Source organism: Achromobacter sp. Marseille-Q4954 (genome assembly GCF_943737025.1).
GTDB lineage: Bacteria > Pseudomonadota > Gammaproteobacteria > Burkholderiales > Burkholderiaceae_B > Achromobacter > Achromobacter bronchisepticus_A.
The window spans coordinates 1,672,614-1,689,673 of record NZ_CALSFQ010000001.1; the positions used below are offsets into that span (position 1 = coordinate 1,672,614).

Genomic DNA, 17,060 nt, shown 5'->3' on the forward strand with positions numbered 1-17,060 from the left:
CTTACCGCACAAAGCTACCCCGCCCACGCCCGTTGTTATTTGTGCACATTCAATGCTGGCGCGGCTCGCAGCCTGATTGACGGTCCGCAACCGCACGCCAAAAAGGCCTGGCGGCGCGCAGCCGCGGCGACAGCCTTCTACCTCATCGCGCAACCAGACAAAAGAAAAAACCCCGCAGCGCGAGCTGCGGGGTTCTTGGAATCAAAGCCTGACAATGACCTACTTTCACGGACGTCCGTCCACTATCATCGGCGCAAAGGCGTTTCACTGTCCTGTTCGGGATGGGAAGGAGTGGGACCACCTTGCTATGGTTGTCAGGCGTAACTGCTTGAGTGTGTGCCCTATCGGGACAAACGCTCCAATTCTGCCGGGAGACCGATGCACGGGCCTGGAGCGGATCTCGACAGGCGCCCGCAATGGGCTCTCACAAAAGACAAAACCCCACAGGGGTTACCTGTGGGGTTCTGCGGAATAAAAGCTTGACGATGACCTACTTTCACAGACGTCCGTCCACTATCATCGGCGCAAAGTCGTTTCACTGTCCTGTTCGGGATGGGAAGGAGTGGGACCAACTCGCTATGGTCGTCAAGCGTAACTGGTTGAGCGGCTGCGGTTAGGCAACTGCTCCAATCTTGGAAGAAACACAACGCGTGGCGATCAGAGTCAGACTCGATGATCACGCACGATGGGGTGTAATTGGTGTTGGCTGGCTGCTGACGGCGCAGCCAGATTTTGTATTGAACGACACTTGGAACGCTACATCACCAGGTCATAACCATCAGTGTTATAGGATCAAGCCTCACGGGCAATTAGTATCGGTTAGCTTAACGCATTACTGCGCTTCCACACCCGACCTATCAACGTCCTGGTCTCGAACGACCCTTCAGGGGGATCAAGTCCCCGGGATACCTTATCTTCAGACGAGTTTCCCGCTTAGATGCCTTCAGCGGTTATCTCTTCCGTACTTAGCTACCCGGCAATGCCATTGGCATGACAACCGGTACACCAGAGGTACGTCCACTCCGGTCCTCTCGTACTAGGAGCAGGCTCCGTCAAGTATCCAACGCCCACGGCAGATAGGGACCAAACTGTCTCACGACGTTTTAAACCCAGCTCACGTACCTCTTTAAATGGCGAACAGCCATACCCTTGGGACCGGCTACAGCCCCAGGATGAGATGAGCCGACATCGAGGTGCCAAACACCGCCGTCGATATGAACTCTTGGGCGGTATCAGCCTGTTATCCCCAGAGTACCTTTTATCCGTTGAGCGATGGCCCTTCCATTCAGAACCACCGGATCACTATGTCCTGCTTTCGCACCTGTTCGACTTGTCAGTCTCACAGTCAAGCACGCTTATGCCATTGCACTATCAGCACGATTTCCGACCGTACCTAGCGTACCTTCGAACTCCTCCGTTACACTTTGGGAGGAGACCGCCCCAGTCAAACTGCCCACCATGCACTGTCCCCGATCCGGATAACGGACCAAGGTTAGAACCGCAAACAAACCAGGGTGGTATTTCAAGGATGGCTCCACGTAATCTAGCGACTACGCTTCAAAGCCTCCCACCTATCCTACACAGGCCGGTTCACAGATCAATGCAAAGCTACAGTAAAGGTTCATGGGGTCTTTCCGTCTAGCCGCGGGTAGATTGCATCATCACAAACACTTCAACTTCGCTGAGTCTCAGGAGGAGACAGTGTGGCCATCGTTACGCCATTCGTGCAGGTCGGAACTTACCCGACAAGGAATTTCGCTACCTTAGGACCGTTATAGTTACGGCCGCCGTTTACCGGGGCTTCGATCAAGAGCTTGCACCCCATCACTTAACCTTCCGGCACCGGGCAGGCGTCACACCCTATACGTCGACTTTCGTCTTTGCAGAGTGCTGTGTTTTTAATAAACAGTCGCAGCCACCGATTCTCTGCGACCCCATCATGCTAAGCGCGCAGGCGCTTCACACTACCGGGGTATACCTTCTCCCGAAGTTACGGTATCAATTTGCCGAGTTCCTTCTCCTGAGTTCTCTCAAGCGCCTTGGAATATTCATCCCGTCCACCTGTGTCGGTTTGCGGTACGGTCTCGTACAGCTGAAGCTTAGAGGCTTTTCTTGGAACCACTTCCAATCACTTCGCAAGCAATGCTCGCTCGTGCCATACCCTTGATTTACGCGCCCGGATTTGCCTAAGCGCCATCTTCGATACAGCAACAGGGACATCCAACACCCTGATGATCTTCCGCGATCCGTCCCCCCATCGCACTGTACGACGGTGCTGGAATATTAACCAGCTTCCCATCAGCTACGCATCTCTGCCTCGCCTTAGGGGCCGACTCACCCTGCGCCGATGAACGTTGCGCAGGAAACCTTGGACTTACGGCGAGGGGGCTTTTCACCCCCTTTATCGCTACTCATGTCAGCATTCGCACTTCTGATACCTCCAGCAGCCTTTACAAGCCACCTTCGCAGGCTTACAGAACGCTCTCCTACCGCGTGCACAAAGTGCACACCCGCAGCTTCGGTTTATCGCTTAGCCCCGTTACATCTTCCGCGCAGGACGACTCGATCAGTGAGCTATTACGCTTTCTTTAAAGGATGGCTGCTTCTAAGCCAACCTCCTGACTGTCTATGCCTTCCCACTTCGTTTCCCACTTAGCGATAATTTGGGACCTTAGCTGGCGGTCTGGGTTGTTTCCCTCTTGAGTCCGGACGTTAGCACCCGGTGCTCTGTCTCCCAAGCTGTACTTGCGGGTATTCGGAGTTTGCCATAGTTTGGTAAGTCGCCATGACCCCCTAGCTATAACAGTGCTCTACCCCCCGCAGTAATACTTGAGGCACTACCTAAATAGTTTTCGGAGAGAACCAGCTATTTCCAGATTTGTTTAGCCTTTCACCCCTATCCACAGCTCATCCCCTAATTTTTCAACATTAGTGGGTTCGGTCCTCCAGCACGTGTTACCGTGCCTTCAACCTGGCCATGGATAGATCATCTGGTTTCGGGTCTACACCCAGCGACTGAATCGCCCTATTCGGACTCGCTTTCGCTACGGCTTCCCTATTCGGTTAACCTTGCCACTGAATGTAAGTCGCTGACCCATTATACAAAAGGTACGCAGTCACCCCACAAGGAGGCTCCTACTGTTTGTATGCATACGGTTTCAGGATCTATTTCACTCCCCTTCCGGGGTTCTTTTCGCCTTTCCCTCACGGTACTGGTTCACTATCGGTCGATCACGAGTATTTAGCCTTGGAGGATGGTCCCCCCATCTTCAAACAGGATTTCACGTGTCCCGCCCTACTTTTCTTACGCTTAGTTCCACACACAAGATTTCGCCTACAGGGCTATCACCTGCTACGGCCGGACTTTCCATTCCGTTCGACTATCTTGCGTGCTAAAACGTAAAGGCTCTTCCGATTTCGCTCGCCACTACTTTCGGAATCTCGGTTGATTTCTTTTCCTCGAGCTACTGAGATGTTTCAGTTCACCCGGTTCGCTTCCACTGGCCTATGTATTCAGCCAGGGATACCGCATTGCTGCGGTGGGTTTCCCCATTCGGACATCTACGGATCAAAGCTTGTTTGCCAGCTCCCCGTAGCTTTTCGCAGGCTACTACGTCCTTCATCGCCTGTGATCGCCAAGGCATCCACCATATGCACTTAGTCGCTTGATCCTATAACGCTGTAGGCTATAGGACCTGAGTATTAGCGTTTGTGCCGTTCATAAGTTTCAAAGCAGTCTGAGGTTATTCACCCCAGTCTTGAGAACTTGGAACAAAATTAATGCAATCACAACCCGTACTTATCTTCATCGGCTTGCGCCGAGTACTTGATAAGTACATTTTCGTTGTGCTTCTTCCAGATTGTTAAAGAACGAATATAGCTGTCAGGTAAAACCTAACTCATAAGGCCGTTTCAACGACGCTATGAGTTAGCCTCTACATCACCAGGCATCAAGTACTTGGTGGAGGTGAACGGGATCGAACCGATGACATCCTGCTTGCAAAGCAGGCGCTCTCCCAGCTGAGCTACACCCCCATATCCCGCATGCGCAGAATACTTGGTGGGTCTGGTTGGATTCGAACCAACGACCCCCGCCTTATCAAGACGGTGCTCTAACCGACTGAGCTACAGACCCAAAAACCTTTTCGGATCAGCAGTCAGGAAAGCTGTAGACCCAGGGAAGATTCCCTCGACCCAAGCCTGCAACTGATCCCAGCTATATCAAACAACCGATAAGAGTGGACGCTTAACACGAGCGCTAAGCTCTGAAAGGAGGTGATCCAGCCGCACCTTCCGATACGGCTACCTTGTTACGACTTCACCCCAGTCATGAATCCTACCGTGGTAATCGCCCCCCTTGCGGTTAGGCTAACTACTTCTGGTAAAACCCACTCCCATGGTGTGACGGGCGGTGTGTACAAGACCCGGGAACGTATTCACCGCGACATGCTGATCCGCGATTACTAGCGATTCCGACTTCACGCAGTCGAGTTGCAGACTGCGATCCGGACTACGATCGGGTTTCTGGGATTGGCTCCCCCTCGCGGGTTGGCGACCCTCTGTCCCGACCATTGTATGACGTGTGAAGCCCTACCCATAAGGGCCATGAGGACTTGACGTCATCCCCACCTTCCTCCGGTTTGTCACCGGCAGTCTCATTAGAGTGCCCTTTCGTAGCAACTAATGACAAGGGTTGCGCTCGTTGCGGGACTTAACCCAACATCTCACGACACGAGCTGACGACAGCCATGCAGCACCTGTGTTCCGGTTCTCTTGCGAGCACTTCCAAATCTCTTCGGAATTCCAGACATGTCAAGGGTAGGTAAGGTTTTTCGCGTTGCATCGAATTAATCCACATCATCCACCGCTTGTGCGGGTCCCCGTCAATTCCTTTGAGTTTTAATCTTGCGACCGTACTCCCCAGGCGGTCAACTTCACGCGTTAGCTGCGCTACCAAGGCCCGAAGGCCCCAACAGCTAGTTGACATCGTTTAGGGCGTGGACTACCAGGGTATCTAATCCTGTTTGCTCCCCACGCTTTCGTGCATGAGCGTCAGTGTTATCCCAGGAGGCTGCCTTCGCCATCGGTGTTCCTCCGCATATCTACGCATTTCACTGCTACACGCGGAATTCCACCTCCCTCTGACACACTCTAGCCCGGTAGTTAAAACTGCAGTCCCAAAGTTAAGCTCTGGGATTTCACATCTTTCTTTCCGAACCGCCTGTGCACGCTTTACGCCCAGTAATTCCGATTAACGCTTGCACCCTACGTATTACCGCGGCTGCTGGCACGTAGTTAGCCGGTGCTTATTCTGCAGGTACCGTCAGTTTCACGGGGTATTAACCCATGACGTTTCTTTCCTGCCAAAAGTGCTTTACAACCCGAAGGCCTTCATCGCACACGCGGGATGGCTGGATCAGGGTTTCCCCCATTGTCCAAAATTCCCCACTGCTGCCTCCCGTAGGAGTCTGGGCCGTGTCTCAGTCCCAGTGTGGCTGGTCGTCCTCTCAAACCAGCTACGGATCGTCGCCTTGGTGAGCCGTTACCCCACCAACTAGCTAATCCGATATCGGCCGCTCCAATAGTGCAAGGTCTTACGATCCCCTGCTTTCCCCCGTAGGGCGTATGCGGTATTAGCTACGCTTTCGCGTAGTTATCCCCCGCTACTGGGCACGTTCCGATACATTACTCACCCGTTCGCCACTCGCCACCAGACCGAAGTCCGTGCTGCCGTTCGACTTGCATGTGTAAGGCATCCCGCTAGCGTTCAATCTGAGCCAGGATCAAACTCTTCAGTTTAATCTCTGTATTTGTTTCGTATTTCTTAACCCCCGAAAGGGTCGAGTCATACGTCGCTACTCAAAGGAAGTGAGGTATGTTCTTAAACTTGACGTCTAAGGTACTTCACTTCTAGTGAGCACTTGATTTCATTGTGCTTGTGACCGAAGTCACATTGCACTCGCATCAAGCGCCCACACTTATCGGTTGTTTAATTGTTAAAGAGCGGTACTGCTAAATTCTGTACTACTTACTGCATCTTGCCGCCAACTTCGCGCTTCGTCGCTTTCGCAACATCGCTGTGTCGACAGCAGAGAAACGAGATTATGAAGGAGTTTTTAGCGCTTGTCAAATCATTGTCGCTTTTGTTTGAGTTTTTCAACTCACCGCAGCAGCAAGATTTGGCAACCTATCGCCAAGACCCCTTCAGGTCCGCCAGGACAGCGCCCTGACTTTTCGCTTCCCTTAGCAGCTATCGAAATGTCGGGGTATACCCTGATCTTTCGGTAGCAGCCAAGCCGCAAACTATAACACCTTTTTGCAGCTCATGCAGCTGGCTTTTGCCTAATCTGCATTTATCACTGCAAAGCCACTGTTTTACTGGATCTCTCCACTTCACTGCGGCCGAGAACACAAGGCTCTCACTTATATATAAAGACAAACCCCCGCAGGGTAACCTGCGGGGGTTTGCGGAATAAAAGCTTGACGATGACCTACTTTCACAGACGTCCGTCCACTATCATCGGCGCAAAGTCGTTTCACTGTCCTGTTCGGGATGGGAAGGAGTGGGACCAACTCGCTATGGTCGTCAAGCGTAACTGGTTGAGCGGTTGCGGTTGAGGCAACGGCTCCAATCTTGGAAGAAACACAACGCGTGGCGATCAGAGTCAGACTCGATGATCACGCACGATGGGGTGTAATTGGTGTTGGCTGGCTGCTGACGGCGCAGCCAGATTTTGTATTGAACGACACTTGGAACGCTACATCACCAGGTCATAACCATCAGTGTTATAGGATCAAGCCTCACGGGCAATTAGTATCGGTTAGCTTAACGCATTACTGCGCTTCCACACCCGACCTATCAACGTCCTGGTCTCGAACGACCCTTCAGGGGGATCAAGTCCCCGGGATACCTTATCTTCAGACGAGTTTCCCGCTTAGATGCCTTCAGCGGTTATCTCTTCCGTACTTAGCTACCCGGCAATGCCATTGGCATGACAACCGGTGCACCAGAGGTACGTCCACTCCGGTCCTCTCGTACTAGGAGCAGGCTCCGTCAAGTATCCAACGCCCACGGCAGATAGGGACCAAACTGTCTCACGACGTTTTAAACCCAGCTCACGTACCTCTTTAAATGGCGAACAGCCATACCCTTGGGACCGGCTACAGCCCCAGGATGAGATGAGCCGACATCGAGGTGCCAAACACCGCCGTCGATATGAACTCTTGGGCGGTATCAGCCTGTTATCCCCAGAGTACCTTTTATCCGTTGAGCGATGGCCCTTCCATTCAGAACCACCGGATCACTATGTCCTGCTTTCGCACCTGTTCGACTTGTCAGTCTCACAGTCAAGCACGCTTATGCCATTGCACTATCAGCACGATTTCCGACCGTACCTAGCGTACCTTCGAACTCCTCCGTTACACTTTGGGAGGAGACCGCCCCAGTCAAACTGCCCACCATGCACTGTCCCCGATCCGGATAACGGACCAAGGTTAGAACCGCAAACAAACCAGGGTGGTATTTCAAGGATGGCTCCACGTGATCTAGCGACCACGCTTCAAAGCCTCCCACCTATCCTACACAGGCCGGTTCACAGATCAATGCAAAGCTACAGTAAAGGTTCATGGGGTCTTTCCGTCTAGCCGCGGGTAGATTGCATCATCACAAACACTTCAACTTCGCTGAGTCTCAGGAGGAGACAGTGTGGCCATCGTTACGCCATTCGTGCAGGTCGGAACTTACCCGACAAGGAATTTCGCTACCTTAGGACCGTTATAGTTACGGCCGCCGTTTACCGGGGCTTCGATCAAGAGCTTGCACCCCATCACTTAACCTTCCGGCACCGGGCAGGCGTCACACCCTATACGTCGACTTTCGTCTTTGCAGAGTGCTGTGTTTTTAATAAACAGTCGCAGCCACCGATTCTCTGCGACCCCATCATGCTAAGCGCGCAGGCGCTTCACACTACCGGGGTATACCTTCTCCCGAAGTTACGGTATCAATTTGCCGAGTTCCTTCTCCTGAGTTCTCTCAAGCGCCTTGGAATATTCATCCCGTCCACCTGTGTCGGTTTGCGGTACGGTCTCGTACAGCTGAAGCTTAGAGGCTTTTCTTGGAACCACTTCCAATCACTTCGCAAGCAATGCTCGCTCGTGCCATACCCTTGATTTACGCGCCCGGATTTGCCTAAGCGCCATCTTCGATACAGCAACAGGGACATCCAACACCCTGATGATCTTCCGCGATCCGTCCCCCCATCGCACTGTACGACGGTGCTGGAATATTAACCAGCTTCCCATCAGCTACGCATCTCTGCCTCGCCTTAGGGGCCGACTCGCCCTGCGCCGATGAACGTTGCGCAGGAAACCTTGGACTTACGGCGAGGGGGCTTTTCACCCCCTTTATCGCTACTCATGTCAGCATTCGCACTTCTGATACCTCCAGCAGCCTTTACAAGCCACCTTCGCAGGCTTACAGAACGCTCTCCTACCGCGTGCACAAAGTGCACACCCGCAGCTTCGGTTTATCGCTTAGCCCCGTTACATCTTCCGCGCAGGACGACTCGATCAGTGAGCTATTACGCTTTCTTTAAAGGATGGCTGCTTCTAAGCCAACCTCCTGACTGTCTATGCCTTCCCACTTCGTTTCCCACTTAGCGATAATTTGGGACCTTAGCTGGCGGTCTGGGTTGTTTCCCTCTTGAGTCCGGACGTTAGCACCCGGTGCTCTGTCTCCCAAGCTGTACTTGCGGGTATTCGGAGTTTGCCATAGTTTGGTAAGTCGCCATGACCCCCTAGCTATAACAGTGCTCTACCCCCCGCAGTAATACTTGAGGCACTACCTAAATAGTTTTCGGAGAGAACCAGCTATTTCCAGATTTGTTTAGCCTTTCACCCCTATCCACAGCTCATCCCCTAATTTTTCAACATTAGTGGGTTCGGTCCTCCAGCACGTGTTACCGTGCCTTCAACCTGGCCATGGATAGATCATCTGGTTTCGGGTCTACACCCAGCGACTGAATCGCCCTATTCGGACTCGCTTTCGCTACGGCTTCCCTATTCGGTTAACCTTGCCACTGAATGTAAGTCGCTGACCCATTATACAAAAGGTACGCAGTCACCCCACAAGGAGGCTCCTACTGTTTGTATGCATATGGTTTCAGGATCTATTTCACTCCCCTTCCGGGGTTCTTTTCGCCTTTCCCTCACGGTACTGGTTCACTATCGGTCGATCACGAGTATTTAGCCTTGGAGGATGGTCCCCCCATCTTCAAACAGGATTTCACGTGTCCCGCCCTACTTTTCTTACGCTTAGTTCCACACACAAGATTTCGCCTACAGGGCTATCACCTGCTACGGCCGGACTTTCCATTCCGTTCGACTATCTTGCGTGCTAAAACGTAAAGGCTCTTCCGATTTCGCTCGCCACTACTTTCGGAATCTCGGTTGATTTCTTTTCCTCGAGCTACTGAGATGTTTCAGTTCACCCGGTTCGCTTCCACTGGCCTATGTATTCAGCCAGGGATACCGCATTGCTGCGGTGGGTTTCCCCATTCGGACATCTACGGATCAAAGCTTGTTTGCCAGCTCCCCGTAGCTTTTCGCAGGCTACTACGTCCTTCATCGCCTGTGATCGCCAAGGCATCCACCATATGCACTTAGTCGCTTGATCCTATAACGCTGTAGGCTATAGGACCTGAGTATTAGCGTTTGTGCCGTTCATAAGTTTCAAAGCAGTCTGAGGTTATTCACCTCAGTCTTGAGAACTTGGAACAAAATTAATGCAATCACAACCCGTACTTATCTTCATCGGCTTGCGCCGAGTACTTGATAAGTACATTTTCGTTGTGCTTCTTCCAGATTGTTAAAGAACAAATATAGCTGTTGAGTAAAACCCAACTCATAACACTGCGAGCAGCGCTATGAGTTAGCCTCTACACGGCATCAAAACATTGACACCAGCTACATCAAACAACCGATAAGTGTGGACGCTTAACACGAGCACTAAGCTCTGAAAGGAGGTGATCCAGCCGCACCTTCCGATACGGCTACCTTGTTACGACTTCACCCCAGTCATGAATCCTACCGTGGTAATCGCCCCCCTTACGGTTAGGCTAACTACTTCTGGTAAAACCCACTCCCATGGTGTGACGGGCGGTGTGTACAAGACCCGGGAACGTATTCACCGCGACATGCTGATCCGCGATTACTAGCGATTCCGACTTCACGCAGTCGAGTTGCAGACTGCGATCCGGACTACGATCGGGTTTCTGGGATTGGCTCCCCCTCGCGGGTTGGCGACCCTCTGTCCCGACCATTGTATGACGTGTGAAGCCCTACCCATAAGGGCCATGAGGACTTGACGTCATCCCCACCTTCCTCCGGTTTGTCACCGGCAGTCTCATTAGAGTGCCCTTTCGTAGCAACTAATGACAAGGGTTGCGCTCGTTGCGGGACTTAACCCAACATCTCACGACACGAGCTGACGACAGCCATGCAGCACCTGTGTTCCGGTTCTCTTGCGAGCACTTCCAAATCTCTTCGGAATTCCAGACATGTCAAGGGTAGGTAAGGTTTTTCGCGTTGCATCGAATTAATCCACATCATCCACCGCTTGTGCGGGTCCCCGTCAATTCCTTTGAGTTTTAATCTTGCGACCGTACTCCCCAGGCGGTCAACTTCACGCGTTAGCTGCGCTACCAAGGCCCGAAGGCCCCAACAGCTAGTTGACATCGTTTAGGGCGTGGACTACCAGGGTATCTAATCCTGTTTGCTCCCCACGCTTTCGTGCATGAGCGTCAGTGTTATCCCAGGAGGCTGCCTTCGCCATCGGTGTTCCTCCGCATATCTACGCATTTCACTGCTACACGCGGAATTCCACCTCCCTCTGACACACTCTAGCCCGGTAGTTAAAAATGCAGTTCCAAAGTTAAGCTCTGGGATTTCACATCTTTCTTTCCGAACCGCCTGCGCACGCTTTACGCCCAGTAATTCCGATTAACGCTTGCACCCTACGTATTACCGCGGCTGCTGGCACGTAGTTAGCCGGTGCTTATTCTGCAGGTACCGTCAGTTTCACGGGGTATTAACCCATGACGTTTCTTTCCTGCCAAAAGTGCTTTACAACCCGAAGGCCTTCATCGCACACGCGGGATGGCTGGATCAGGGTTTCCCCCATTGTCCAAAATTCCCCACTGCTGCCTCCCGTAGGAGTCTGGGCCGTGTCTCAGTCCCAGTGTGGCTGGTCGTCCTCTCAAACCAGCTACGGATCGTCGCCTTGGTGAGCCGTTACCCCACCAACTAGCTAATCCGATATCGGCCGCTCCAATAGTGCAAGGTCTTGCGATCCCCTGCTTTCCCCCGTAGGGCGTATGCGGTATTAGCTACGCTTTCGCGTAGTTATCCCCCGCTACTGGGCACGTTCCGATACATTACTCACCCGTTCGCCACTCGCCACCAGACCGAAGTCCGTGCTGCCGTTCGACTTGCATGTGTAAGGCATCCCGCTAGCGTTCAATCTGAGCCAGGATCAAACTCTTCAGTTTAATCTCTGTATTTGTTTCGTATTTCTTAACCCCCGAAAGGGTCGAGTCATACGTCGCTACTCAAAGGAAGTGAGGTATATTCTTAAACTTGACGTCTAAGGTACTTCACTTCTAGTGAGCACTTGATTTCATTGTGCTTGTGACCGAAGTCACATTGCACCCGCATCAAGCGCCCACACTTATCGGTTGTTTAATTGTTAAAGAGCGGCACTGCTAAATTCTGTACTACTTACTGCCTGCTCGCTTCGCTACGCCGCTTTCGCTGGCGCCGCGTTGTTTGCAGCAGAGAAACGAGATTATGAAGAAGTTTTTTTCGCTTGTCAAGTCAGCGTCACATACTGCGTTTCGCTTTCTTGCTTGCGACCTCTTCAGGTCCGCCTCTCTTAGCAGCTATCGAAATATCAGGGTTAACCCTAAGTTTTCGGCAACTGCCAAGCCTAAGACTATAACACGATTTTTGCAGATTGTGCAACCGGCCTTTGCCTAACTTGCACCTCATCCTGCAACCCCATCGCCGCCGCTTTCGCTTCAGACCTGAGATCGGTTACCGCCTGGAGGCTAGCGATATAAGGGATAACCCTTAATGAACATCACCAGCCAAGCCCAAGACTATAGCACGATTTTTGCAGATTACGCAACTGGCTTCTGCCTAATTTGCTGCAATCCTTGCAATAACCGCCGGGCAACATCGCTGCTGACCTGGCGGCAGGCCGGCTTGGTTTCCCTTAGCTAACCCGCGTGCTTGCTTGGCTTCGCGCTTCAAAACTGCCCGAATCGCGAAGGAGCGAGACTATAGCACGGAATTTTGGCGGGATTGCGAAGGTGACACCCTTTTTTTAGAGGATGCTTTTTTTGGGGGACGCACTGCTCGTCCTGGACAACCTCACAGCAAACCCCAAAGAGCGTCACCTATATATAGAGAGTGGCTGAAGGCCATAGCTAAAGCCGGAGCTCTGTGGTTTCCTTGATCTGCTGAAGGGCGAAGAATGAACGCATATCTACCACTGCGGGATGGCGCATCAGCGTATCCATGGCGAAGCGGGAGAAATGCGCCAGGTCGGCAACCTGTATCCGCAGCAGGTAGTCCATGTCTCCGGACATGGCGTAGCACTCCACCACCTCCGGCCATAGCTGCACATCGCGGGCGAAGTCGCTCATGGGAGCATGACTGGATCCGCTGTGCTTGTTCAGACGGATGTTTACGTAGGCGAGCAGGCCCAAGCCGACCTTCTTCGCGTCGATCAGGGCGACGTACTTCTTGATGAAGCCTTTCTCTTCCAGCCGGCGGACCCGCCGCAAACAGGGGCTGGGCGACAGCGACACACGGTCGGCCAACTCCTGGTTGCTGAGGCGACCATCACGCTGCAGTTCGGCCAGAATCCGTATATCTGTCCTATCCAGCTCAATGTCAGACATTTTCAGCCCTTAATGTTTTCTATCCGGCAATATTATTGCTCAACTCAATGGCTTTCGCGACATGTTTGCAATTGTCTGCCCGTCGTTCCTTCCTACAATCTCCGTCTAGACTTGAAGAACAAGTCGTCCTTAAAAACGATGCAAGGGAGCAGACTTATGAGCAGCGCTTTCCAACCCTGGGACAACCCGATGGGTACCGCCGGGTTCGAATTCATTGAATATGCCGCGCCGGATCCCGCCGCGCTGCGCAAGGTGTTCGAACTGCTGGGCTTCAAGGCCATCGCCAAGCACCGCCACAAGGACGTGACCCTGTACCGCCAAGGCGGCGTGAACTTCCTGATCAACGCAGAACCGGATTCCTTCGCCCAGCGTTTCGCGCGCCTGCATGGCCCGTCGATCTGTGCGATCGGCTTCCGTGTGCAAGATGCCAACGCCGCCTACAAGCGCGCCCTGGAACTGGGCGCGTGGGGCTTCGATTCGCACAGCGGCCCGATGGAACTGAACATTCCGGCGATCAAGGGCATCGGCGATTCGCTGATCTACCTGGTGGATCGCTGGAGCGGCAAGGACGGCCACGGCGGTATCGGCGACATCAGCATCTATGACGTGGACTTCGTGCCCGTGGATCCGCAAAACGCCCAAGCCGACCTGAATCACCGCGGCGCCGGCCTGACGCTGGTGGACCACCTGACGCACAACGTGCACAAGGGCCGCATGGCCGAGTGGGCCGAGTTCTACGAACGCCTCTTCAATTTCCGCGAAGTGCGCTATTTCGACATCGAAGGCAAGGTGACGGGCGTGAAGTCCAAGGCCATGACCTCGCCTTGCGGCAATATCCGCATTCCGATCAACGAGGAAGGCACGGAAGAGAAAGGCCAGATCCAGGAATACCTGGACCTGTACCGCGGTGAAGGCATCCAGCACATCGCCATGGCCACGGAAGACATCTACGCCACCATCGAGGCGCTGCGCCAAAATGGCGTGGTGTTCCTGGACACGCCCGAAACCTACTACGAGCTGCTGGACCGCCGTCTGCCGAACCACGGCGAAGACGTGGCGCGCCTGCAGAAGAACCGCATCCTATTGGACGGCGCCCCCGGCGGCGGCCTGCTGCTGCAGATTTTCACCGAAAACCAGATCGGCCCGATCTTCTTCGAGATCATCCAGCGCAAGGGCAACGACGGCTTCGGCGAAGGCAACTTCAAGGCCCTGTTCGAGTCGATCGAACTGGATCAGATGCGGCGCGGCGTGGTGAAGACCGTCGAATAAAGACTTCCCCCGCCAGCGCCCGGTGCTCGGGCATCGGCGCTGGCTTTGAAACCTCACCTTGTGGTGAGGTTTTTTTTGCCTGCTACTTTTGCAGCCGGTCCTGAAACTGCTTGCGGAACTTGGCGACCTTGGGCGCGATCACGAATTGGCAATAGCCTTGCTCGGGATGCAGGGCGAAGTAGTTGCTGTGGTAGTCCTCGGCCTGCCAGAACTTCGCGGGCGGCAGCACGTGCGTCACGATGGGCGCATCATAGATTTGCTGGGCATTGACCTCGGCAATGACGGCTTGCGCCTGCTCGCGCTGCGCCTCGTTCTGCCAGAAGATGGCGGATTCGTATTGCGGACCGACGTCATTGCCCTGGCGGCCCGGCGTGGTGGGGTCGTGGGTCGCGAAGAATACGCGCAGCAAGTCGCTGTAGGACAGTTCAGCGGGATCGAACTCGATGCGGGCCACTTCGATGTGTCCCGTGTCCTTGCCGCAGACCTGCTCGTAGCCGGGATTGTCCACATGCCCGCCGCTGTAGCCGGGCAACACGCTCTTGACCCCGCGCAGCTCGGCGAACACCGCTTCGACGCACCAGAAGCAGCCGCCGCCAAGTACCGCGACCTCATTGCCCGGAGAGGGTTGTTCTGCCATGACGATTCCTTCCTGATAAAGGGCCGCGGAATGCGGCCCGGCGCTCCGGCTTTGTGCTTGGAGCGCGAGAGAACAAGACTACTGCTTGGGGGGAGCCAGCGACAAGATCCATTCGGCGAGCGCGCGAGCGTCGTCCGGGCTGACCTGGGTTTGCGCGGGCATGGGCACGGCGCCCCAGGCGCCGCGGCCGCCGCCGCGGATCTTGCCTGCCAGGTAATCGACCATGGCATCGCCCTGCCCCGCATAGCGCTCGGCCACGCTCTTGAGCGGCGGGCCGACGCGCTTGGCTTCGACCTGGTGGCAGGCCATACAGGCCTTGTTCTTGGCCAGATCCAACCCGGTGGTTTGCGCTTGCGCCGCCCCCGCGCCCAGGACGCAGGCGGCGGCCAACAATAGACTACTCTTCAAATGCATCGGTAACTGCCCCACGGCTCGCGGTGCTGGCGAGCTTGCCGAACTTGGCAAGCACACCGCGTGTATAACGCGGCCGGGGCTGCACCCAGGCCTGGCGACGAGCCGCCATTTCTTCGTCGCTGATATTGAGCTGCAACAGCAGCTTGTGGGCATCGATGGTAACCGAATCGCCCTCGCGGATCAGCGCAATGGGACCGCCCACGAAAGCCTCCGGCGCGACGTGGCCCACGACCATGCCCCAGGTGCCGCCGGAAAAACGGCCGTCGGTGATCAACCCCACCGTTTCGCCCAGCCCCTGGCCGACCAGCGCGGAGGTGGGCGCGAGCATCTCGCGCATACCAGGGCCGCCTTTGGGTCCTTCGTAGCGGATGACCACCACATCGCCATCGCGGATCTCACGCGCCATGATGGCCGTCATGGCGTCGTCTTCGGAATCGAAGACGCGCGCCGGGCCCGTGATGACGGGATTCTTCAGGCCGGTGATCTTGGCGACACAGCCTTCGGGGGAGAGATTGCCTTTCAGGATGGCGAGATGACCCTGCGGATACAGCGCCCGGTCCAGCGGCATGATGACGTCCTGGTCCGCCCGGGGCGCGTCGGGCACATCAGCCAGGGTCTCGGCGATGGTCTTGCCGGTGATGGTGATGCAGTCGCCGTGCAGAAGACCCGCATTGAGCAGCAGCTTCATGACCTGCGGAATGCCGCCGGCGCGATGCAGGTCGGTGGCGACATATTTGCCGGACGGTTTCAGGTCGCACAGGACAGGCACGCGCTTGCGGATGCGTTCAAAGTCGTCGATGGTCCACGGCACTTCCGCGGCATGCGCGATTGCCAGGAAATGCAGCACGGCGTTGGTGGAGCCGCCCGTGGCCATGATGACGGACACCGCGTTTTCGATGGATTCGCGCGTGATGATGTCGCGCGGGCGCAAGCCCTTCCTGACCGCCTCGACCAGCACGCGCGCAGACTCCGCGGCGGAGGCGACCTTTTCCTCGTCCTCGTTGGCCATGGTGCTGGAGTACGGCAGGCTCATGCCCATGGCTTCGAACGCGGAACTCATGGTGTTGGCGGTGTACATGCCGCCACAGGACCCGGAACCGGGAATCGCGCACTTCTCGATCTGCTTGAAATCTTCTTCGGGCATGCGGCCCATGGTGTATTCGCCCACGGCCTCGAAGACGGAGACGATGGTGAGATCGTTGCCCTTGTAGTGGCCGGGCTTGATGGTGCCGCCATAGACATAGATGCCAGGCACGTTGGTGCGGGCCAGTGCGATCATGCCGCCGGGCATGTTCTTGTCGCAGCCGCCTATCACGACCACGCCGTCCATCCACTGTCCTTGCGCCGCGGTCTCGATGCAGTCGGCGATGACCTCGCGGGAGACCAGCGAGTACTTCATGCCCTCGGTGCCCATGGACATGCCGTCGGAAATGGTGGGCGTGCCGAATACCTGGGGATTGGCCTGCGATGCGCGGATGGCGTCGATGGCCGCATCGGCCAGGCGTTGCAGGCCGCTATTGCAAGGCGTGATCGTCGAATGGCCATTGGCCACGCCGATCATGGGATTTTCGAAGTCGGCTTCCTGATAGCCCAGCGCGTAATACATGGCGCGGTTGGGCGCGCGCGCGACACCGTGGGTGATGTGGCGGGAACGATCGTTGTTCGGCATGGTCTGTCTCCTGTCGGCCGCCGGGGCTCGGACATGGCAACCGCCCCGGGGGAACTGGCTCGCTTGCGCGCGAATCTTCAATGTTCGCCGGTTATTATCATTCAACTTT

5 protein-coding genes, 2 tRNA genes and 7 rRNA genes are annotated in these 17,060 nt (G+C 55.0%); 1 reads left to right on the forward strand and 13 read right to left on the reverse strand.

Annotation, left to right across the window (positions count from 1 at the left end; genetic code table 11):
• Positions 1–206 precede the first annotated feature (206 nt).
• From rrf (NGK62_RS07795) to NGK62_RS07840, 10 genes are all read right to left on the reverse strand, one after another.
• A 5S ribosomal RNA gene (gene rrf / locus NGK62_RS07795) occupies positions 207–319 on the reverse strand.
• A 158-nt stretch (positions 320–477) separates the two neighbouring features.
• A 5S ribosomal RNA gene (rrf, locus tag NGK62_RS07800) occupies positions 478–590 on the reverse strand.
• Positions 591–788: 198 nt separating this feature from the next.
• A 23S ribosomal RNA gene (locus NGK62_RS07805) occupies positions 789–3,671 on the reverse strand.
• 288 nt (positions 3,672–3,959) lie between these two features.
• Positions 3,960–4,035, reverse strand: a tRNA-Ala gene (locus NGK62_RS07810).
• Between the two features lie 23 nt (positions 4,036–4,058).
• Positions 4,059–4,135: transfer RNA gene (locus tag NGK62_RS07815), tRNA-Ile, on the reverse strand.
• A gap of 133 nt (positions 4,136–4,268) precedes the next feature.
• Positions 4,269–5,799 (reverse strand): 16S ribosomal RNA (locus NGK62_RS07820).
• Positions 5,800–6,478: 679 nt separating this feature from the next.
• Positions 6,479–6,591: ribosomal RNA gene (gene rrf, locus NGK62_RS07825) — 5S ribosomal RNA — on the reverse strand.
• A gap of 199 nt (positions 6,592–6,790) precedes the next feature.
• A 23S ribosomal RNA gene (locus NGK62_RS07830) occupies positions 6,791–9,673 on the reverse strand.
• Positions 9,674–10,015: 342 nt separating this feature from the next.
• Positions 10,016–11,546: ribosomal RNA gene (locus NGK62_RS07835) — 16S ribosomal RNA — on the reverse strand.
• The 16S, 23S and 5S rRNA genes sit together here with 2 tRNA genes alongside, the layout of an rRNA operon.
• Before the next feature lie 939 nt (positions 11,547–12,485).
• Positions 12,486–12,962, reverse strand: coding sequence for an Lrp/AsnC family transcriptional regulator (locus tag NGK62_RS07840; protein ID WP_054458545.1), 477 nt, complete (start codon positions 12,960–12,962; stop codon positions 12,486–12,488).
• A 156-nt stretch (positions 12,963–13,118) separates the two neighbouring features.
• On the opposite strand from NGK62_RS07840, the gene hppD reads away from it, so the two are divergent.
• The gene (hppD, locus tag NGK62_RS07845) at positions 13,119–14,231 is read left to right on the forward strand and encodes a 4-hydroxyphenylpyruvate dioxygenase (protein WP_059373040.1); all 1,113 of its coding nucleotides are present in this window, start codon (positions 13,119–13,121) and stop codon (positions 14,229–14,231) included.
• 82 nt (positions 14,232–14,313) lie between these two features.
• Here the strand turns inward: hppD and msrA are convergent, their stop codons facing one another.
• The 3 genes from msrA to ilvD all read right to left on the reverse strand — a co-directional run bounded on the left by msrA (position 14,314) and on the right by ilvD (position 16,951).
• Positions 14,314–14,868 (reverse strand): peptide-methionine (S)-S-oxide reductase MsrA, encoded by a 555-nt coding sequence (gene msrA, locus NGK62_RS07850; protein WP_251877956.1) that lies wholly within the window; start codon positions 14,866–14,868, stop codon positions 14,314–14,316.
• A gap of 78 nt (positions 14,869–14,946) precedes the next feature.
• Positions 14,947–15,282 carry a c-type cytochrome gene (locus NGK62_RS07855; RefSeq protein ID WP_054458538.1) on the reverse strand — a complete coding sequence of 112 codons (336 nt, stop codon included), beginning with the start codon at positions 15,280–15,282 and terminating at the stop codon, positions 14,947–14,949.
• A complete protein-coding gene (gene ilvD, locus NGK62_RS07860) occupies positions 15,266–16,951 on the reverse strand; it encodes a dihydroxy-acid dehydratase (protein ID WP_059373038.1) in 1,686 nt (561 codons plus the stop codon). Before ilvD ends, NGK62_RS07855 begins: the two co-directional genes overlap by 17 nt.
• Positions 16,952–17,060: the final 109 nt, after the last annotated feature.

Coding starts and splice junctions, on each gene's coding strand:
- hppD (WP_059373040.1), top strand. CDS start 13,119: ATGAGCAGCGCTTTCCAACCCTGGGACAACCCGATGGGTACCGCCGGG.
- msrA (WP_251877956.1), bottom strand. CDS start 14,868: ATGGCAGAACAACCCTCTCCGGGCAATGAGGTCGCGGTACTTGGCGGC.
- NGK62_RS07840 (WP_054458545.1), bottom strand. CDS start 12,962: ATGTCTGACATTGAGCTGGATAGGACAGATATACGGATTCTGGCCGAA.
- ilvD (WP_059373038.1), bottom strand. CDS start 16,951: ATGCCGAACAACGATCGTTCCCGCCACATCACCCACGGTGTCGCGCGC.
- NGK62_RS07855 (WP_054458538.1), bottom strand. CDS start 15,282: ATGCATTTGAAGAGTAGTCTATTGTTGGCCGCCGCCTGCGTCCTGGGC.